General features: G+C 48.9%; 18 protein-coding genes. 6 read left to right on the forward strand and 12 right to left on the reverse strand.

Annotated elements, in window-relative coordinates; all coding sequences use genetic code 11:
* Positions 1–702: sialate O-acetylesterase (locus VIM72_RS28940; RefSeq protein WP_332006284.1), on the forward strand; the 702-nt coding region annotated here is incomplete at its 5' end.
* 22 nt (positions 703–724) lie between these two features.
* Here the strand turns inward: VIM72_RS28940 and VIM72_RS28945 are convergent.
* On the reverse strand, positions 725–1,078 hold the full coding sequence (locus VIM72_RS28945; protein WP_332006285.1) for a hypothetical protein: 354 nt from the start codon (positions 1,076–1,078) through the stop codon (positions 725–727).
* Between the two features lie 264 nt (positions 1,079–1,342).
* Here VIM72_RS28945 and VIM72_RS28950 point away from each other — a divergent pair, with 264 nt between their 5' ends.
* Together VIM72_RS28950 and VIM72_RS28955 are read left to right on the forward strand one after the other, a co-directional pair.
* Complete coding sequence (locus VIM72_RS28950; protein ID WP_332006286.1) at positions 1,343–1,528, forward strand: hypothetical protein; 186 nt, start codon at positions 1,343–1,345, stop codon at positions 1,526–1,528.
* A 71-nt stretch (positions 1,529–1,599) separates the two neighbouring features.
* Positions 1,600–1,980 carry a PH domain-containing protein gene (locus VIM72_RS28955; RefSeq protein WP_332006287.1) on the forward strand — a complete coding sequence of 127 codons (381 nt, stop codon included), beginning with the start codon at positions 1,600–1,602 and terminating at the stop codon, positions 1,978–1,980.
* 94 nt (positions 1,981–2,074) lie between these two features.
* Here VIM72_RS28955 and VIM72_RS28960 read toward each other — a convergent pair whose 3' ends face one another.
* The 10 genes from VIM72_RS28960 to VIM72_RS29005 form a co-directional block, all read right to left on the reverse strand.
* Complete coding sequence (locus VIM72_RS28960) at positions 2,075–2,623, reverse strand: pyridoxamine 5'-phosphate oxidase family protein (RefSeq protein ID WP_332006288.1); 549 nt, start codon at positions 2,621–2,623, stop codon at positions 2,075–2,077.
* A gap of 72 nt (positions 2,624–2,695) precedes the next feature.
* Positions 2,696–3,223 carry a 5' nucleotidase, NT5C type gene (locus tag VIM72_RS28965; RefSeq protein ID WP_332006289.1) on the reverse strand — a complete coding sequence of 176 codons (528 nt, stop codon included), beginning with the start codon at positions 3,221–3,223 and terminating at the stop codon, positions 2,696–2,698.
* A 287-nt stretch (positions 3,224–3,510) separates the two neighbouring features.
* Complete coding sequence (locus VIM72_RS28970; protein ID WP_332006290.1) at positions 3,511–4,302, reverse strand: DUF1080 domain-containing protein; 792 nt, start codon at positions 4,300–4,302, stop codon at positions 3,511–3,513.
* Between the two features lie 82 nt (positions 4,303–4,384).
* Complete coding sequence (locus VIM72_RS28975; protein ID WP_332006291.1) at positions 4,385–5,536, reverse strand: Gfo/Idh/MocA family oxidoreductase; 1,152 nt, start codon at positions 5,534–5,536, stop codon at positions 4,385–4,387.
* Between the two features lie 27 nt (positions 5,537–5,563).
* Positions 5,564–6,604, reverse strand: coding sequence for a sugar phosphate isomerase/epimerase family protein (locus VIM72_RS28980; RefSeq protein WP_332006292.1), 1,041 nt, complete (start codon positions 6,602–6,604; stop codon positions 5,564–5,566).
* Positions 6,605–6,622: 18 nt separating this feature from the next.
* Complete coding sequence (locus VIM72_RS28985; RefSeq protein ID WP_332006293.1) at positions 6,623–7,822, reverse strand: hypothetical protein; 1,200 nt, start codon at positions 7,820–7,822, stop codon at positions 6,623–6,625.
* A 14-nt stretch (positions 7,823–7,836) separates the two neighbouring features.
* Positions 7,837–8,901: an aldose 1-epimerase family protein gene (locus VIM72_RS28990; protein ID WP_332006294.1), complete on the reverse strand. Its 1,065-nt coding sequence runs from the start codon at positions 8,899–8,901 to the stop codon at positions 7,837–7,839.
* 30 nt (positions 8,902–8,931) lie between these two features.
* Positions 8,932–11,625: a c-type cytochrome gene (locus tag VIM72_RS28995; protein ID WP_332006295.1), complete on the reverse strand. Its 2,694-nt coding sequence runs from the start codon at positions 11,623–11,625 to the stop codon at positions 8,932–8,934.
* A 103-nt stretch (positions 11,626–11,728) separates the two neighbouring features.
* Positions 11,729–13,210, reverse strand: a complete 1,482-nt coding sequence (locus VIM72_RS29000) for a RagB/SusD family nutrient uptake outer membrane protein (RefSeq protein ID WP_332006296.1) — start codon at positions 13,208–13,210, stop codon at positions 11,729–11,731.
* A 24-nt stretch (positions 13,211–13,234) separates the two neighbouring features.
* Positions 13,235–16,357 carry a TonB-dependent receptor gene (locus tag VIM72_RS29005; protein WP_332006297.1) on the reverse strand — a complete coding sequence of 1,041 codons (3,123 nt, stop codon included), beginning with the start codon at positions 16,355–16,357 and terminating at the stop codon, positions 13,235–13,237.
* Positions 16,358–16,580: 223 nt separating this feature from the next.
* On the opposite strand from VIM72_RS29005, the gene VIM72_RS29010 reads away from it, so the two are divergent.
* From VIM72_RS29010 to VIM72_RS29020, 3 genes are all read left to right on the forward strand, one after another.
* A complete protein-coding gene (locus VIM72_RS29010) occupies positions 16,581–17,330 on the forward strand; it encodes an SGNH/GDSL hydrolase family protein (RefSeq protein ID WP_332006298.1) in 750 nt (249 codons plus the stop codon).
* 1 nt (position 17,331) lies between these two features.
* Positions 17,332–18,354 carry a serine hydrolase domain-containing protein gene (locus tag VIM72_RS29015; RefSeq protein ID WP_332006299.1) on the forward strand — a complete coding sequence of 341 codons (1,023 nt, stop codon included), beginning with the start codon at positions 17,332–17,334 and terminating at the stop codon, positions 18,352–18,354.
* A gap of 311 nt (positions 18,355–18,665) precedes the next feature.
* On the forward strand, positions 18,666–19,184 hold the full coding sequence (locus tag VIM72_RS29020; protein ID WP_332006300.1) for a 3'-5' exoribonuclease domain-containing protein: 519 nt from the start codon (positions 18,666–18,668) through the stop codon (positions 19,182–19,184).
* On the opposite strand, the gene VIM72_RS29025 is transcribed toward VIM72_RS29020, so the two are convergent.
* Entirely contained in the window at positions 19,185–19,421 is a 237-nt protein-coding gene (locus VIM72_RS29025; protein ID WP_332006301.1) for a VF530 family protein, read from the reverse strand.
* Positions 19,422–19,456 lie beyond the last annotated feature (35 nt).

Below are 19,456 nucleotides of genomic sequence, written 5' to 3' on the forward strand. Positions count from 1 at the left end.
TCCATCTTATTTAATTCCATGATCCTGCCGGTATGTAACTATACGGTAAAAGGATTTGTGTGGTACCAGGGAGAATCCAACAGGGAACATCCTTTGCTTTACCGCAGGCTGTTACCTGCCATGGTAAAGGAATGGAGGTCGCGCTGGAGTGGAGGGACACTTCCTTTCTATTACGTGCAGATAGCGCCTTATGGTTATGCGGATCCTTATCATAAATTGTTACCTGCTGTTTTAAGGGAATCCCAGTTGCTGGCTTTGCAGGATATTCCGCATGCCGGTATGGCCGTAACGCTTGATGCAGGCGAAGAAAAGTACATCCATCCACCGGATAAAACAGTAGTAAGCCAGCGGCTGGCGTATTGGGCGCTTGCAAGAACATACCATCAAAAAGGAATTGACTACGCTTCGCCTGTTTTCAGGAAAATGAAGACCAGGGGACGGGCCGCTTATCTTTATTTTGATTTTGTGAAAGATGGGCTTACCAGCGGGAACAAGGCGCTGGCGCAATTTGAGATGGCGGGCAGCGATCATGTTTTTCACGCTGCTACAGCAGTGATTATACACCGGAACCAGGTAAAGGTGCAGTGTGATGCAGTAACAACGCCGGTAGCGGTGAGATATGGATTTAAGAACTGGGTAAAGGGGGATCTGTATAATTCAGCCGGGTTGCCGGCTTCGTCTTTCAGGACAGATGATTGGTGATCTGAATTTGTTGCTGTTCGTCTTAAAACCGGAAGTCATCTTTTTTACAATACAACCGGGGTGAATATTTAGAAAGAATGCAACCACCCAAAGATATTTTTCCTGCATCGGATTTCCTGAACATCTTTCGGCTGGGATAACCATACTGGATGGGGATAATATGCCTGCCCGACAAACAAACCGGGCATTTTTTCCTGGCAACAAAATCAGCGTAGTACTGGTAGTCCGGCACTCTGATAGTTACCAGGGTATCTGCAACTGTTGCCTGAGGAAAACGGTATATCCTGCTTGGCCCTTCGCCCCATGCGTAGTAAAATACACGATGGTTTTCTTTTGCCAGATCTATATTAATGATGCCAGTGGAATCCAGGTACATAGTATCATTCGATAACGGAATATAATTTCCCCGATGTTCAGTTGCAGGTAGTCATCGGCCATAACAATAGCGCGGAATTTATTTGTTTGTCCGGTACAGATGTGGACAGATAAAAGCAAAGCAATCAATAGTGTGAGTAGCCTCATAGATAGACGGATATATCAGTCAAATATATAGATATTCTTTTTCTTTCCATTCCAACGGCAGAAACAGCTTCCCGGGCGGCACAGATATTGTTCGACTCATTGTCAAATAACGCAAGCCATGAATGTAAAAAGACTCTTCGGAACTATCCTGACTATCCTGGGTATAGCAGGTCTCATTTATGCCGGTTATGGATTTATCCAGCAGAATATGAACTGGCGGCAGTTGCTGGTCGCCGCAGTCATCGGGATTATTTTCTTTGTATCAGGTATAGGCCTGGTGCGGAACACCAAAGATGAGGCGTAGAGAAAGTGTTCTGTTATTTGCAATATTTATAATATCTTGTAGTTTGTCACTACAACAAACGTCATTTTCATATGGGATTTTTTTCAGGCCTTATTGGCAATGCAGCCACTGTTAGCCCGGAGCAGCTAACGAAGGATTACGGCAAGCTTTTGCTGGATACAGAACGGGTAGAGCTGGGATTTAAGCTGATCAGGGATACTTTTATTTTCACCAATAAACGGCTTATCCTTATTGATAAGCAGGGACTAACCGGCAGTAAAACAGAATACCGCAGTATTTCCTACAAAAGCATTTCAAGGTTCAGCGTGGAAACAGCCGGCACATTTGAACTGGATGCGGAGCTGAAGATCTGGATCTCCGGCGAGATGCAACCCAGTATTAAGAAGCAGTTCAGTAAATCGGTAGATGTGTATGAAGTGCAGAAAGTGCTGGCGCATTATGTGCTGAACTAATTTTTTATTGATGTGTTTAGATATCAAAGCCACCGGTGGTGGCTTTTTTTATTGCTATATCCCGATGGTCAGTGAAGCATAGCTGCGGGTATCATTACGCTCCCAACGGCGTGGGCAATCCATCCATGCTTACGCTGTTCTTCTCGGCCTTGTAGGCTTCCAGTCCTTCCGGGCCTTTCTTTTCGGCCCATTTGGCGGCATGGTCGCGCTCCCCGGTGTATTCATACAGCGGAACGCCAAAACCACAGGATGTTTGTACTTTATGGATATCAGCCACAATGATCTGCCGGGTGGCGGGTAGTAAAGTAAATAGAGCTGATAACTCTTTCCATTCAGGATCGCCGGGTAACACCGTATAGCCTTTACCGTATAAACGCAGAATATTAGGTGGCCCGTCAAAAGCGCAGAACATAAAGGTAATACGGCCGTTCTCCTGCAGATGCGCGGATGTTTCATTCCCGCTCCCCACAATATCAAGATAGGCTACCCGGTTGGCGGAAAGCACCCGGAAGCTATCGAGCCCCTTCGGCGAAAGATTAACATGGCCCTGGTCACTTAACGGGGCTGAGGCAACGAAAAACAGTTTCTGTGCAGCGATAAAGTCCTGGTGTACGGGCTTGATATCGTCAAAAAATTTTCCCATATAAAGCGGCATTTAAGCGTGGTCCGTACGGAAAGGTACGAATTTTTGGCGGACCAGGTTTGCGGCAGATAACTACAATAGTTTTCTTGCGGCATCTTCCCAATCCATGATTCTTTCATAGCCTTCCACATGTACATTATGATGCCCGTGATACAGCAAGGGCCGGCCTTTAAAATTGCTGAAGTTGCGGATGAGATCATCTATCATAATGTCTGTTTGCACAATAGATTTATCGCCGCAAAGGCAGTACTGCCGCCAGTCGAGAAAAGGAAAATGCTCCTGCAGCCAGTCGTATTTGTCTTTCAGTGACGTAGGGAACTCCATCGCTGCGGATACAATATATACTTTGTATTTCTTATTCAGTTCCTTTATTACTTCCACTGCATTCGGGAATATTTCCAGGTCGCGGAAAAAGCCCGGCGTATTCAGGTATTCCTTGATCTTTGTTTTATGTTCTTCCGGCAGGATATCAGATAATGTTTTGCCGTGGAGCTCTTCTGTAGTGAATGTTTTGCCGAAGTCCCTGTAATACCATGCCCTGGCTTTTTTTATTGGATCGGCAATGGTTTCGTCCATGTCTATGGCAAGCGATAGCTGCATTGTTTCCTGTTTTTTTGCAGCTAAGATAAAAAAAGTTACTATTACTCAGGGATAAAGACCAGGATCATACCCATCTGTTCCGGAATTTAAGCATAGATCTTTCATATATCATCCGCTCTTTACAGATATAAGTTATATTCGGCGAAAATACGACCCGGATACGGGGAATATCCGGGGGAAACAGGCAGTATCCATACTGTTGCCCTGGAGTATCTACACAGTATTCCCGCAAAAAAGACGGCTGCAGTGAAAATTCGCTGCAGCCGTTTTTTGTATATATATCATGGTTAAAGCCGCTTAAGCATAATATTACGGTACTCTACCTTCATAGGGCCGCCTACGTGCACCTGCACACCCAGTAAGCCTTTGGATTTCCCGTTCACCGTATCGTTATCGGTAACATCGCTCATCAGTACACCGTTGATGTAATGCTGGAGACGATTACCTTTTACCACGAGCCGGCATTTGTTCCAGTCCTCGCTTTTGATAAGTGTTTTCAGCGAATCGGAGCTGCCGAGTGAACCGGTGACCACCGTAGGTGTCCAGGCGTTGTTTTTAACGCCGTCTTTTAGTGAATCAGTTGCCTCGGGGATAGTGGTAATCTGCCCGCGGTAGGCGAGCGTAGTGCGTCCTCTTTCTTCGTAATTCTGACCGGTATAACGGTTGGCGCCATCAATATCTGCCTGGTAGCCTTTCAGTGCATGGGGCACATTTTCCACCATCACACTGCGGTAGTTGATGCCGCTGTTACCACCGCTGGTAATTTTGAATTCGCAGGTCAGTTCAAAGTCGGCCGGCTGATCTCCTTTCCAGATGAGGAAGGTGTTGGTTTTCAGCAGCGTTTCCGGTGTTACTTCACCAACAATATGGCCATTCTCCGCCCGCCAGTGAACGGAATCGCCTTCCCAGCCGTTCAGCGTTTTACCGTCGAAGATCTGCTCAAAGCCTTTACTGCTACCGGTGCTGTCGGTGGTGGGACTGTTGCCCGCATGACTGCCGCCTGTCTGGCAGCTGCCCGTCGTAAACAGCAGGCTGGCTGCGGCCAACGGGAAAAGCAGTGCACTGGTTCTTTTCAGCATAATTGATATTTTAAAGTGTTTGATATTTTTTCGTATATCCCTGGGAGATAGTAAGTCTACTGCGTATAGCCTTCACCGTTACTTATGCTGCATTTGTATCTTTCCAGGAACCAGCGGCAGCTGAATCAAGTACTGCCTGACATACCTTTTGTGTTTCCAGTGCTTCTTTAAAAGTAGGGGAACAGGGCGCCCCGGTTTCCAGGCTTTTCAGGAAATCGGCTGCCTGGTGCACAAATGAATGCTCGTAGCCGATACCCAACCCGGGTACCCACCATTTATCCATATAGGGCTGGTCGCCGTCGGTTACATGAATGGAGCGCCATCCCCGCACCGTAGAGGCGTCTGCGTTATCGAAGTATTCCAGGCGGTTCAGGTCATGCAGGTCCCAGCGGATGGAAGCATTTTCGCCGTTAATTTCAAACGTATATAATGCTTTATGTCCGCGTGCATAACGGGTTGATTCAAAGAGGCCAAGAGAGCCGTTGCTGAAGCGGCACAGGAAGGAGCAGGCATCATCGATGTTTACTTTTTCTACTTTGCCGGTGAGCTGGTGCATGCGTTCCTTTACAAAGGTTTCGGTCATAGCTGTTACATTGGTGATACTGCCGTTCAGCCATAACGCGGTATCAATGCAATGGGAGAGCAGGTCGCCCACCACGCCGGAACCGGCTACATCTGCATCCATTCTCCACAGCCCTTCGCCGCCCTGGGGCAGGTTGGCGTTAATGGTCCAGTCCTGCAGGAAGTTGGCACGGTAATGAAAAATACGTCCCAGCTTGCCGGAGTCGATGATCTTTTTTGCAAGGGTAACCGCCGGCAACCGGCGGTAGTTGTACCATACAGTATTGGGCACGCCTGCTTTTTCAATGGCGGCCACCATGCCTTCCGATTCCTGCAGCGTACGTGCCAGCGGCTTTTCGCAGAGGATCATTTTACCAGCTGCGGCAACGGCGATGGCTATTTCGGCGTGCATATCATTGGGCGTACAGATGTCTACGGCATCGATATCATCGCGCGCAATAAGGGCTTTCCAATCTGTTTCCACAGATTCATATCCCCATTGCGCCGCAAACGCACGGGCTTTGCTTTCTGTACGGGAACATACGGCTTTCAGCACCGGCTGGTATGCCAGGTCCGGAAAGAAATTTTTCACCCGCAGGTACCCGTTGGAATGGGTTCTGCCCATAAAGCCGCATCCTATTAATCCTATCCTCAGTTCTTTCTTTGTTGTCATAGTTTTCACTGGTTAATAATTAAAAAACTATTCCTGCCATCCGTGTTGTTGTCTTACCGCTACCATGGCAGCAAGAATATCGTTCCAGGTTTTCTGTTGGGTCATCACGGCATTGGGAAACATGCAACCATCCCAGCAGATATGCTTCACTGCTTTGGTGAGCGCACCGTTATCGTCGCGCAACCAGAATCCTGCGTCTTCGGCAATATTCAGTTTGCCGTTGGGATCAGTGGCGAGGCAGTGGCGGCCGGTTTTATCATGGGAGCCGCTCCCGTGCACGGTGCCATCGTTTTGCGCTACGTGGAAGTCGATCATCCACGGACGGAGCGCATGTGTGAGTTTGCGCAGACCCGCCTTCAGCGTTTCGCGGTCGCTCCACTCAAAATCAGCCGGCAGTATCCTGTCTTCCGGGCTGTTGTACCCCAGCAGGTACAGGAAGGTATGCGACATATCCGCCTGGAACCCAATATTGGGACGGTCTACCGCCTCCAGGGTATCCAGCATGGTTTTCCAGCTATGCATGCCACCCCAGCAGATTTCACCTTCCGCGGCCAGTTTCTCGCCATAGCCTGCTGCTACGTCGCAGGCCTCCCTAAAAGTTTGTGCAATCAGCTTTGTATTACCGGCGGGATCTTTGGACCAGTCTTCCGGACTGCAGGCGGAGTCGATGCGGACTACGCCGTTAGGCCGGATACCCAGGTCGCGGAGCCGTTTGCCCACATGGCACGCTTTCCGCACCTGTTCTACAAACTTAGCCCTGTCTTCTTTGCTGCCCATGGCAGAACCTCCGCTGGGAGGCCAGATCGGCGCTACAAGACTACCTATTTCAAGATTGTAGGAAGATACTTTTTCTACCAGCCTTTTCAGGTCATCGTCTGAACTGTCTGCAGGTACATGCGGATCAAATAACCCGATATCTATACCGTCGAATTTAACGCCGTTCACGTTTGCGTTGGCAGTCATTTCCAGCAGCGTATCAAACGGGATGATGGGCTCCGAGCCATCTCCTTTGCCCACGATGCCCGGCCAGGTGGCGTTGTGCAGTTTTGGATAGTTATTATCTTTCATAACGTTGCTTTTAATAAATTACAACACGAGGTCAGGATTACCCGGACCAAAATGTTTCAGCATTACAATGGGATCGGTGGAAGAGTGGTTCACAATTTTCACCCCCGCAGTTGCCGCAGCTTCACTAATAAAGAATTCATCGTTGGTTAACTGCCCGTAGCGGATCAGCGCCGGGGTATCAATATCCCACACGCCCATTTTACCGTGTCCCTGCATCAGGATGATGCCATAGGCGGCGCTGTCTCTGATCACCACGGTAGCGCCCGGGGCAATGGTCAGTTCTTTGGCACTGAAAGCATCTGATTTATAGCATACCCAGTTCTCCGTATATCCTTCCCCGTTAGCGGCCGGTTTAGGCGGCATAAAGCGGTTCTGGAACTGGTTGGGATCTACGTTCAGTTCCCAGTCGATCACATCCATCAGCGCATCATAATCCCCGATGCTTTCTTTCGGGGTGCCGTTCCAGAGCAGTACTTCAGGTACAATGGCTTCGTTTACCAGCGATTGATACATGGCAAATACATCGGAGGCTTTCTGCGGTTCATAAGTGCACAGGCTGCCCGGCGCATGGAGCAGTCCCGGCGGAACATCCCACCCGGTGCCTGGTTCCAGGCGGTAAGCCTGGGAGTAATTGGTGATCTTGTTATCTCCCTTTGTAAAGTTCATCAAACATTCCTTTATCTGTTCCCGGGTAGTACCAGGGGCAATACCCATGAAAGTATAAGGGAAATCACCGCCATGATTATTCAGCTGCGGCGGAAAGTAATAGGCTTCCGGTTTTCCGGCCTGGCCAATCAACGCAGCTTTTTCATCGTTGTGGTGAATATGATGGGGGAGCGGTCCCATGTTATCAAAGAACTTGGAATACATAGGCCAGGCCCCATAGGTATCCCATAAGCGTTTCCCGATCAGCTTATCTTTTAATTCACTGATGGCATCTTTCAGTAAGAATTGCTGCGTGCTGTTGCCATCGCTGACTACCACCATGCTTAAACCTTCATTTTCGCCTGTTAAAGGGCCGTTCTTTGCCGGAGTGGTAGAGGATAGCCAACGCTCGTCAATACCGCCTCTTTCGCCTCCCAGTACGTAATAATCGTCCGGGTGCAATTTGATCCGCCGTCCTGGCACACAAAAAGATCTGGGCACCCAGGTTGGCGCCAGCCGGAGAATCCCTTGTCCCTGTTCGAATGCTTTTTCTGCTAAGCTTGTTTTTTCCATGAGCTTTAAAATGATTATAAAAGATCAGTGAGAAATGATTTGATTGTTTCGTTGGAATGCAACAGGTTTACCTGCAGTTCATACTCCCGGCGTTCACCGGGTTCCATGAACAGCAGCGAGCCATCACGCCTGGCCTTCGCCTGCCCGGTGGGTGGATGCGTGCCGGGTTCCAGCCCCATTACATATTCGCCTTTGCCCCAATGCTGCCAGTTGGTGAGCACCGGCAGCTGCGCTTTTTTAAACCGCAGCGAGAATGCCAGTTGCAGCGCCGCGTTATGCACCCCACAGGTGCACCATCCGTTGGCATCTGCCACAGGGTCTATAATAGCGGCTTCTTCACCGCCACCGGCATGACTATCGAGCGGCGCCAGGCATTTTTTATAATTGTGGTCCGCATTAAAAATATGATCCGGGTTACCTTCCCTGGATACCCAGCTTCCTTTCCAGCAGATGTCGGCGCCTTCGTCTATCAGCGGCCATCCGAAATTGAAATGGTACAGCAGCATATGCGGCGCGGTAATATTGCCCCTGTTGATCACTTCATCATGCACATGGATCTCTGCTTTGCCCAGCGTACCGGAAATGGTGCGTTTCAGCGCCAGCTTGGGGCCCAGTGCACTGGTTTGCTGCATAATGCCGGTGATGCTCATTTCCATTTGCCCGGCTACGGGATCGGGTTGTATTACGGAAATGATTTCCGCCGGCGTATTGCTGATGGGGCCATGTAAGCCGCGCTCGCCATATTCATCGGTTTCGGGGCCGCCAACATGCATTAATCCGCAGGTGGTCATCAATCCACCGCCAAAGGTTTGGAGCCAGTCCAAACCTCTGTTCACCGCGCGGGAAGGTGCAATAATTCCGCCATGACTTAACCAGGCCAGGCTATGCTGATGAAAAAAAGCATCCGCAATATCCATGGCCCGGTCGATAACCACTTTATAACGTAACCCGGTACCGGTATTGATCCAGGCGATGCGGGTTCCCCTCCCGGGGCCGTTGTCCAGCACCGCCGTTTCTATACCTCCCAGTTGAAAATGATTCGAGAGCTTATGTTGCCACGACTGATTATTAGCCTTCATCCGCGCGTTATTTATCTTCCGGAAAAAAAATTATTTCTTACCCAGCTGTTTAGTTGCAAGGAAAACAGAATCCTGTTTGTTACCGCCGGACTTCAGGTAAGCCATCAGGTCTCTCAGCTCATCTTCATTCAAACGGTTGATCAGCCCGGGCAACATCACAGAAACCGTAGAGGCTTTGGTGCCTGTTACATCTTTCTTCAGTAATTCCCGCTGGTCCTGTGTAGCAAAAGGATTTTGGGAGATAACGTATTTCTCTTTATCCTGCGTTACCAGGCGACCAACTACAGTGCTGCCATTTTTCAGAGAAAAAACAGTGGCCTCGTATTGATCAGAAATAGTTTTGCTTGGCTCAATGATCGCTTCCAGGATGTCTTTATTGGAAAAACGTGTACCCAGCTGCGTTAGGTCCGGTCCGGCGGTGCCGCCTTCGCCACGCATACCATGACAGGAGCTGCACAACGAAGTTGCGAACATCGCACGGCCTCTTTCAAAATCGCGGCCGGTAGTAGCGCTGTCTACTACTTTAAGCGCTTCTTCCACGGTCCATCTTCTGCCGGGGCCCTTTGGCTGCGCGAAGCCTGCCGCCATGTTACCTCCGCTTTTCAGCAAGGAGTCCCCGGAGATCTGGTTGAAGTGGGCGTATTCTTTTTTCGGCACATTTTCCAGTGCATTTTTTCTTGCGTTATTAATGAACCCAATAAAACTATGGCCGCCTTTATAATTGAAAGCATTATAGAACCACTTGAAATATTGTTCCTGCAGTTCAGGCGTCCAGCCGGTTTTAGCCTGGCTTAATACTGTAGCATACCATGTTTGCTGTAAAGGAGGCATTTTGGATAACATACCGGCAATATCCAGTCCGTACTGCGGGTTGCGCATGATCAGGTCGGCCGATTTCATGGCGGTTTTAGCAGCGGCTGTATCATCCTTGGCGCTGGCCAGCAATGCCATTGTTTTTTCTACTGCGTTTGGCGCATTGATGTACACCAGCACTTTACTCAGCGACCTGTTCAGGTCATTGGTAGCAGCAGGATACTGCGGATCGAGATACGCGGCCACCTGGGCAGATAATGCTGCATCGGGTTTACCCATACGTACAAACACCAGTTCAAAAGCACGCAGCAGGTCGATCTGCTGGGAAGGCGACAAAGATGCATAGTTGATCGTCATCAGTTGAGGCAACAGCAGTTTTTCTACATTTTCCTTTCCCTGGCGCGCCAGCGCTATGGTTCCCTGGATCAGTGTTTCAGGATCTTTCTCCTGTAATACTTTATTCTGCCACTGGCTTACCGGTTGGTTTTCTATCGCTATTCTCGCTGCAAAGCGGATAAAGCGATCACTGTGTTTCAGGTAAGGCCAGGCAAAATCAACAGCGCCTTCTTTTGCACCACCATGATAGGCTTCCAGCTGTTTGCGGATGTTGGCGGCTTCTGTGGGCGGAGCAGCGGCTAATGGCTCATTACTTTCCTTATTGTCTTTATAATACACGCGATACAGGTCAGACTCCAGCCTGCGGCCACCTGTAAGGAAGTAAAGCGCGCCATCCGGGCCGATCATACCATCGGTTAACGGCAGTGGTGAGCCGGACAGGAATTCTTCTGCACCCGCCCTATAGGAAGCGCCATCCGGCTGCAGGCTGATCGCATAGATGATACCAAAGCTCCAGTCGAACGCAAATAATGATTTGCGGTATTTCTCCGGGAACCTGGCGTTACCGCCGTAGATCAGGTTGGTAGGAGAGCCTTGTCCGATGTTCAGCAGCGGTGGTAAGTTATCCGGGTAGGCGGGCGACCATTTCTCTGTGCCCGGGCGCCATCCGTATTCGCTGCCGCTGGTTACCTGGCAGATGCGGGTAGGGCGGTACCAGGGAGTACCAAAATCCCATTCCATATCTGAATCATAGGTGAACATATCACCGGCATCATTAAACGTAAGATCAAACGGGTTGCGGTAGCCGGAGCTGATCAATTCCCAGTTGGAACCGGTAGAGTCGATATGCGCAATCCATCCGCCATGTGTATTTACCGTATTGTCGTGACCGTTAGGGTCTTTGATAAACGGCAGCACGTTGTCGATGTTCCAGGATGGAGGCACTTTGTAATTATTCATCTCCGGGATCTTCGTAAAGTTACCTGCGATCACATAGATGGATTTTTTATCGGGAGATAATACGATGCTGTGAGGCCCGTGCTCTCCTTCGCCCTCCAGTGCTTTCAGCAGGGTGATCTTGTCAAACTGATCATCGCCATTGGTGTCCTGCAGGCGATACAATCCGCTGCCTTTATCGAAACGTTCATCACTGTTGTGATTCACCATTACATAGAGGCTGTTGAAAGCATAGAGCAACCCCTGCGCATAACCCATGGATACTTTTTGCGTAGAAGTATCGTTACCGATGCGGAGCTGTTCAATTTTCAGTTTGGAAGAATCTTCACCTACTGCAGGCAGCTGCAACCGGTAAAGAAAACCATATTGATCGGACACGATCATGCGGCCTTTGGTATCGAAGGTCATCGACACCCAGGAGCCCTGCTTGTTATCGCCCGGGCTGTACAATCGTTCTGCCTTAAAGTTATCAGGTAATTTAAGGGCATCGATCTTTGGATTTCCTGTCGGCTTGTTCTCTGACGTTGAGTCGTTCCCGTTATTACAGGCCACACCGGTCATAAGAACGGTAGAAACCAGTAACAGCAGCGGAAAAGCTCTTTTACGTAACGTGGTCATAATATAATCTTGAATAGGTTCCTGAGTTGATACATTGTCCGGGAAAGACGTTCACTATAGCTGAAGTAATATAGTAAACGTTTTCCCGTTTTTCTAACTTTTTTTACCAGCCGGTATTTTGTGCAAAGCCATTCAGTCGCACTTCTCTTTCAGGAAGCGGGTATAACAACTGGTAAGGTTGAATATTGTAGGAAGCAGGGCTTAACCTCGACAACCGTTTCTTTTCTTCAGCACCATGCGCGGTCATTACAGACATGGCTTTGCCGGTACGGAGCAACTGGTACCAGCGGTTATCTTCAAAAGCAAGCTCCACGCGTTCTTCATTGAATACGGCGTCCCGGAAGGCAGCCTGGCTCATGGCGGGCAGCTCTTTCAGGCCGGCGCGTTTACGCACAGGATTGATATATTGCAGCGGGTCCCCATTGCCGGTTTCATTAATGGCTTCTGCCAGCATCAGCAATACCTGTGAATAGCGGTATACCGGCCAGTTTTCATTGGCGCGGCCATCCAGCGCGTATGGCGGATGATAGAATTTTTTGATGAGCGGTAGTTTTCCACCAAAAGCAACCGATTCAGCAAAGGCAGCATTGGTAGGACTGTCGTACATAAAAATAGAAGCATCCTTTCTTTTATCGCCTGGTTCATATGCATTCACAATACTGGGCGTAGGTATATTATTGCCGCCCAGGTTACCGTTAAAACCCGTAAGATCTTTCTTACCATTACGCGGGCCAAAAACGAAAATATAATTGCTGCTTTCTGTTTCCATACCGGAGTTATACTGCACGGCAAAAATGGATTCCGCATTATTCTTTTTAGCCGGATCGAAGTTGTCCGCATAATCAGCCACCAGTGAATAGCCAAGCGTAGTAACTTCTTTCAGGGTAGTTGCCGCTTTGGCAAAATCCTTTGTGGTCATATATACTTCGCCCAGCAGCGTTAGTGCGGCGCCTTTGGTAGCACGGCCTGTTTCAGCGGCAGGATAAGTGGCCGGCAGGTTAGCGGCAGCTTCTGTTGCATCTGCAATGATCTGTGCATATACTTCCTCTACTGAAGCCTTTGTAGGGGTCAAAGCCCCCTCCGGGCCGGTTACTTCTTTCACCAGCAACGGTACACTGCCGAAAAGACGCACCAGGTGAAAGTAGTAGAGCGCACGGAGGAACTTTGCTTCCCCGAGGTACTGTTTTTTAGTTGCTTCATTTGAAAACGTTACACCGTCGATACGGGTAATGACTACATTGGTTTGTTGAATGTTCCTGTATAGTTGAGTCCATACGTTATTAACATAGTTGTTGGTAGGAGTGATGAGGAATTCATCTATCTCTTCCCGTTGCTGCGCCCCACGGTCGCTTTCATCGTACTGATAATTCGTATTATCTGCCCTCATTTCCGACATGGCCCAGTAATCGCTCACATACAATTCCTGCAATACGCCGTAGCAGCCATTCACAGCACGGAGTACCTGCGCTTCGGTTTTGTAGTAGTTCGATCCGCTGGAGAATGAGTTGGGCTTTACATCCAGCATGCTGGTGCAGCCGTTCATGGCGATGGCGAGTATGGCGATATATGATATTTTTCTTTTCATGTTGCTGGTCTTTTTAATACTGAATTAAAAGGTGAGATTGGTGCCCAGGGTAAAGATCCTTGGTACGGGATAGTTGGAATAATCTATACCCGGTACCAGGGCGCCGCTTCCGCCTTTCCCGATGTAGTTGGTCACCTCAGGGTTGCCGCTGTATTTGGTAAAGAGCAGCGCATTCTGCACACTGGCATAGATCCTGGCGCTCTGTAAAAATCCTTTCCCTGAAGGGAAGCTGTATCCCAGCGTGATATTTTTCACCCAGGCATAGTTATTCTTTTCAATGGTGAGTGAGCTAACATCGCGGTACATTACCCTGCCTCGGCCGGAACCGTTGGTGGTAGGCACTCTTCCGTTACCTGGATTTTCTTCTGATCTCCACCTGTTGGCTACATCTTTTCTTACATTGAATACGCCGTCGATGTTGCCATTATAGTCGTTGGTGGCATGCAGCCTGTCGGCCCCATTGGAACCAACAATCAGTATACGCAGGTCAAACTTTTTGTAATTGAGCGTGTTCGTCATACCCCAGGTAAATTTGGGATAAGGATTACCAATGATGGCAAAGTCTTCCCGGGGATTGATCACGCCGTTACCATTGATATCCTTATAACGGATGTTACCCGGAATAGCACCCGGAAATGCAGGGCCTTTGTCTACTTCCGCCTGGTTCTGGTAAATGCCGTCAAATACATACCCGTACAGCATCGCCAGCGGTTTGCCTACCATGGTAACGTTGGTGGGATTGCCTTCACTGCTGTTACCGGAATAGATAGGCGCATTATCGGTACCCAGTTTCAGTACCTTGTTCCTGTTGAAGGAGATGTTGAAGTTGGTAGCCCAGGTAAATGATTTGGTTTCTATATTCCGGGTAGAGACGCCGATTTCCAGGCCCTTGTTTTCCATATCGCCTTTGTTTTCGGTAACGTTACCAAATCCGCTGGACTGTGGTATTTCCACGTTCAGCAAAAGGTCTTGCGTATTTCTTTTATAAGCGTCGATAGTGAGGTAGATGCGGTCTTTCAGCAATCCAACGTCAACGCCTATATTCAGTTCACGCATTTTTTCCCAGCCCAGGATGGGGTTTCCGAGGGTGTTCATTACACGGCCGCCGGTGAGTGAGCCGCCGAGCACATAATCGGCTGTACCGATGTTGCTCATGTAGGAGTAATTACCGATGTTGAAGTTACCCGTGAAACCGTAGGAGGCTCTTAACTTCAGATCACTGAAAAGCCTGGAGCTTTTCATGAATTCTTCCTGTGAAATACGCCAGCCCAGGGCTACGGAAGGGAAGGTGCCCCAGCGGTTATCAGGCCCGAACCTGGAAGAACCATCGCTTCTCACAGTAGCGGTTACCAGGTATTTATCTTTATACGCGTAATTGATCCTGGCGAGATAGGAAAGCAGGGCCCATTCTGTTTTGTCGGTACCGCCGGTAATGGTGGCAGCAGCATTGAGCGTTTTGATATCATCGTCAGGATAGTTGGCGCCGTTGAAGCCGCTGTACTGTTCTTTTTGCGACTGCACTGTATAACCCAGCAGGCCGGTGAAGGAGTGGCCGTTATCGGTTGTATGCTGGTAAGTGAGCGTATTTTCATTCAGCCAGTTCAGGTATTCCCCGGTAGCGAAGTTGCCGGAAGGAATGCTGGGTGGCGCTGCATTTTCCCTGGCAAGGGTAGAGGGCCGGAAATATTCGTTGCTGCCCTGCTGATAGTCGACGTTAAAAGTAGATTTGAATTTCAGCCCTTTGATAATTTCATATTCTCCGTAAGTGTTAAATAAAATACGGCTGCTTTTGGATTTATTGGTGCTTTCATTCAGTACCATTACCGGGTTGGCAAGACCGAAGGTACCTGGGCTCTGTATGTAGGCATTGTATGACCCGTCAGGGTTGTAAATGGGTTCAATAGGACTGGCGGTACCCCATGTTTCCGCTCTTCCTTCCCCCACAGCACCGCTTTTACGGGTGGTATAGGAAGGGGCGATGTTGAAGCCTACCTTAAGCCGGTCGGTAAGATTGGCGTCTACGTTTGCACGGACGCTGAAGCGCTGGTAACCGGTGTTGATGATCACCCCGTCCTGGTTGAAGTAACCGGCGGAGATAAAAGTCCTGATCTTATCGCTGCCGCCGCTTACATTCAGGTTTATTTCCTGCATGGGGGCGTTACGGGTGATGGCTTCAAACCAGTTGGTGCCTTCGCCGATCAGTTCCGGGTGACGGTAAACTTCCGGGATATCGGCATCTGTAGGCTCACGGTGCTCGGTAAAGCGGATGTTGTCTTCGATGGATTCCTTCCTGAACTGTGCAAATTCCTGCCCGTTCATCAGGTTGGGACGTCCTTTCTGAGGAATGGCCTGGATGCCGTAATTGGCGGTGAGCTGCACCGTAGGTATACCGGAGCTGCCCCGTTTGGTGGTGATCAATACCACGCCGTTGGCGCCCCTGGAACCGTAGATAGCGGTAGCAGAAGCGTCTTTCAGCACCGCCATCGATTCAATGTCCTGCGGGTTAATCGCATTCATCGGGTCGGATACCTGGTCGGAAGTAGTGGACAGCGGGTAACCATCCACTACATACAGGGGTTGGCTGCCGGCGCCCACGGCGCCGATACCGCGTACCTGCACCTGCGGGCCGCCACCGGGTATACCATTGGAAGTACTTACCTGGATACCAGCTATCTGGCCGGCCAGCGCCTGGTCGGGGCCTGCAATGGGCATGTCTTTAATGTTCTTCATGGAAACAATTCCCACAGATCCTGTTACATCTTTTTTCTGTTGCGTACCATAGCCCACCACTACAACCTGGTTAAGCACTTTATTGCTGGGTTCCAGTTGTACGCTGATGCGGGTACGTGTGCCTACGTAATAGGTTTTGCTGACATAGCCAATAATACTGAAAACAAGAGAGTCTGATGTACCAGCGGCAATGGTATATCTGCCATTGGCGTCGCTGAATGCGCCCTGACTGGTACCTTTAACGCCAACGGTTACACTGGGAAGCGGCGACCCTGTTCCGGCGTCTGTTACCTGCCCGCTGATGTTACTCTTTTGGGCGTAGGAAAAAGTGTTGATGAATAACAAGGCAGAACAGGTAAAGCCTAAACGTATCAGGCATGATGATCCTTTACCAGAAAGGATGGGAGTTCTGATCATAACGAGTGGAATTTGATTTGATGAAACGGCATTACATTACGGAATTAAATTTAGCAGAAGAATAATACATTCCTGTCCTGTTGCGTCCTGTACTGTCCTGTACTGTCCTGTATAAGTGGCGCTAACTGCCCGCAAAGAGGCGTTTGTAAAAGCCGGGAAAATATTGTTACTTTCCGTTGCATTTATCAGAATGCAGACAGTTTAAAAAACCTGGTATATGATCATGAATAGAAAAAGCCTGGCACTGGCAGCACTGTTTGCCATATCAGGCACTGCAGCTTTTGCACAGAATACTACCGATGCCGATGCAGCGGCAAAAGAAAAGAAACAACGGGAGGAACTGATGAAACAGGACTGGGCCTGTTTAAAATGTTTCCAGGAGGCGAATGCCGGGGTGTCTGCCCCGAAACCCGGTGAGCACCGGGTGGTTTTCATGGGTAATTCCATTACCATCGGGTGGAGTAACCTGAACCCGGAATTTTTTGAAGGCAAACCATATATCAATCGTGGCATCAGCGGACAAACAACCCCGCAGATGTTGATCCGCTTCCGCCCGGATGTAATTAACCTGAAGCCTGAAGTGGTAGTGATCCTTGCAGGTACCAACGACATTGCCGGGAATACCGGTTATACGCCCGTGGAAACCATTTTCGGCAACATTGTATCTATGACGGAACTGGCAAAGGCTAACGGGATCAAAGTAGTATTATCGTCTGTATTGCCTGCATTTGATTATCCCTGGCGCAAAGGACTGGAACCGGTGGAGAAGATCGCCGATCTGAATCAGCGTCTTAAAAACTACGCCGCTAAAAATAATTGCGTGTACCTGGATTACTACACCCCAATGGCCGATGAAAGAAAAGGGCTGAAAGCGGAGCTTACCTCTGATGGTGTGCATCCCAACAAAGCCGGCTACCTGGTAATGGGCCCCCTGGCAGAAAAAGCAATCATCACCGCGTTAAAGAAAAAATAAATTGAAAATAAACCCCTTTATTTTTACAGGGTTCCTGCTGCTGCTAACTATTACGGTGGCGGCACAGCAACCCCTTTCCGCCAGGCTGGATTCCCTGCTGGCCACCAAAACCCCACGTGAATTCAATGGCGTGGTGCTGATTACGCAGCACGGTAAAACATTGTACGCAAAAAGTCATGGTTATGCTAACCGCGAAACCAAACAGGCGCTCAGTATCAACGACCCGTTCATCATTATGTCTGTTACCAAGCAGATGACCGCCGTACTGGTATTACAGGAAGTGGAGAAAGGGCATCTGCAGCTGCAGCAAACACTACGTGCCTGTCTTCCTGACATTAAAGACAGCTGGGCCGACAGCATCACCATTCACCAGCTGCTGAATCATACTTCCGGTGTCCGGTGGTTTGATGAGCCGCTGGCTTTTCCACCGGGGACCCGGTATGCTTACTCCAATTTTGGCTATTCGCTGTTGAAATCCGTTTTGGAGCGTACTACCGGTAAAGCCTATACGGAATTGGTGGAAGCGCTTTTCAGGAAATATGGTATGAAGCATTCCGGTATCACCGGCCGTATGCGTGCCGTGCAGGGATACCGTGAAACTCAGTCGGGTAGCCTGGAAGCGTGTACGGATACGATCCCGGACTGGCATTACGCCGGGGCAGGGGTAGTGTCTACTGCGCGCGACCTGGTTCGTTGGAATGAATTGTTATATGGAGGAAAACTGCTGAACGACAGCAGCTACCAGCTGATGACGCATGCCTGGCAACACCGGCAGCACACCGTATACGGCACTATGGGAACCGGCTATGGTATTGTGCTCAGCGACGATAAGCAGGAGCTTGGGCATACGGGATATATGACGGAGCTTGGTTTTACGCTGATCAACTTCTATTATCCCGCTACCCGTACCAGTCTTGTAGTAATGGAGAATGTTGGGTATAAAGAAACTGATATTCCCAGGGCCTATGCCTTTGAGAAAAGCATCCGGGAAATATTATTGCCGTCTGTTATAAAGCAGCAATAACAGGCGTTTACATAATTCCACTGCGGCTATATGTTATTTTTTTGTTGTAATGTGTTCTTATTCAGAGATTTTGTTGTAGTTTCATTTCTCACCAAAGAAAAGGAGGTATTCATGTTATCTACAGAATATTCATGGACACCTAAGGTTAATTTAGTTTAACCCGGGCGGCTCCATAAGAGAATCTGTTAACGCTTTGGCGTTAAAGGCATCCTGGCTAAGCCGGGATGCCTTTTTCTTTGGCATATGATATTTTTTATATTTTTGTGAGATGTATAACGCATTGTTAAACCCAAAACATCAAATTTAAAAACATGGCATTTATTATGGTGGACGTTGAAACAGACGGCCCGATCCCTGGCGATTACTCTATGATCTCTTTTGGCGCCGTGCTGGTGAATGAGTCCCTTAACCAAACCTTCTACGGCAGGCTAAAACCCGTTTCAGATAAATTTATTCCTGAAGCGTTGGCAGTATCCAATCATACCCGTGAGGAAACGATGGGCTTTAATGATCCCGCGCAGGTAATGCGGGAGTTTAAGGGATGGATTAATTCCGTTAGCAAAGACAGGCCCATTTTTATCAGTGATAATAATGGTTTCGACTGGATGTTCATCTGCTGGTATTTTCATCATTTCACCGGTGAAAATCCCTTCGGGTTCAGTTCACAGAACCTTGGCAGTTTATACAAAGGGCTCACGAAAGATACTTTCCAGACATTCAAGCACCTGCGTAAAACAACGCATACCCATCACCCGGTGGACGACGCGAAAGGCAACGCAGAAGCCCTGCTCACTATGAAGCGGGAAATGGGGCTGAAGATTAAGTTGTAATCATTTCAACAACTTCTTCCGCAGGGAATAAATATAAAAATCCTCCACCTTTTTCCTCGCCCATGGCGTTTTACGGAGAAATTTCAAACTGCTTTGCACAGAAGGGTTGCTGATGAAACAGTTGATCCTTACCTGGTACCCCAGTTCTTCCCAGCCATAGCTTTCATACAGGTGGGTAACGATCTTCTCGAGTGTGAGTCCGTGCAATGGATCATTGGGGTGGCCTTGTGTTTGCATGTTCGTCCCGTTTTAGTGATCCAAAGGTAAGCTAA

This window comes from Chitinophaga sp., assembly GCF_036569185.1.
GTDB lineage: Bacteria > Bacteroidota > Bacteroidia > Chitinophagales > Chitinophagaceae > Chitinophaga.

Coding starts and splice junctions, on each gene's coding strand:
- VIM72_RS28980 (WP_332006292.1), bottom strand. CDS start 6,604: ATGAAAGATAATAACTATCCAAAACTGCACAACGCCACCTGGCCGGGC.
- VIM72_RS28960 (WP_332006288.1), bottom strand. CDS start 2,623: ATGGGAAAATTTTTTGACGATATCAAGCCCGTACACCAGGACTTTATC.
- VIM72_RS29020 (WP_332006300.1), top strand. CDS start 18,666: ATGGCATTTATTATGGTGGACGTTGAAACAGACGGCCCGATCCCTGGC.
- VIM72_RS28995 (WP_332006295.1), bottom strand. CDS start 11,625: ATGACCACGTTACGTAAAAGAGCTTTTCCGCTGCTGTTACTGGTTTCT.
- VIM72_RS28965 (WP_332006289.1), bottom strand. CDS start 3,223: ATGCAGCTATCGCTTGCCATAGACATGGACGAAACCATTGCCGATCCA.
- VIM72_RS28990 (WP_332006294.1), bottom strand. CDS start 8,901: ATGAAGGCTAATAATCAGTCGTGGCAACATAAGCTCTCGAATCATTTT.
- VIM72_RS28975 (WP_332006291.1), bottom strand. CDS start 5,536: ATGACAACAAAGAAAGAACTGAGGATAGGATTAATAGGATGCGGCTTT.
- VIM72_RS29025 (WP_332006301.1), bottom strand. CDS start 19,421: ATGCAAACACAAGGCCACCCCAATGATCCATTGCACGGACTCACACTC.
- VIM72_RS28945 (WP_332006285.1), bottom strand. CDS start 1,078: ATGTACCTGGATTCCACTGGCATCATTAATATAGATCTGGCAAAAGAA.
- VIM72_RS29005 (WP_332006297.1), bottom strand. CDS start 16,357: ATGATCAGAACTCCCATCCTTTCTGGTAAAGGATCATCATGCCTGATA.
- VIM72_RS28985 (WP_332006293.1), bottom strand. CDS start 7,822: ATGGAAAAAACAAGCTTAGCAGAAAAAGCATTCGAACAGGGACAAGGG.
- VIM72_RS29000 (WP_332006296.1), bottom strand. CDS start 13,210: ATGAAAAGAAAAATATCATATATCGCCATACTCGCCATCGCCATGAAC.
- VIM72_RS28950 (WP_332006286.1), top strand. CDS start 1,343: ATGAATGTAAAAAGACTCTTCGGAACTATCCTGACTATCCTGGGTATA.
- VIM72_RS28955 (WP_332006287.1), top strand. CDS start 1,600: ATGGGATTTTTTTCAGGCCTTATTGGCAATGCAGCCACTGTTAGCCCG.
- VIM72_RS29010 (WP_332006298.1), top strand. CDS start 16,581: ATGAATAGAAAAAGCCTGGCACTGGCAGCACTGTTTGCCATATCAGGC.
- VIM72_RS28970 (WP_332006290.1), bottom strand. CDS start 4,302: ATGCTGAAAAGAACCAGTGCACTGCTTTTCCCGTTGGCCGCAGCCAGC.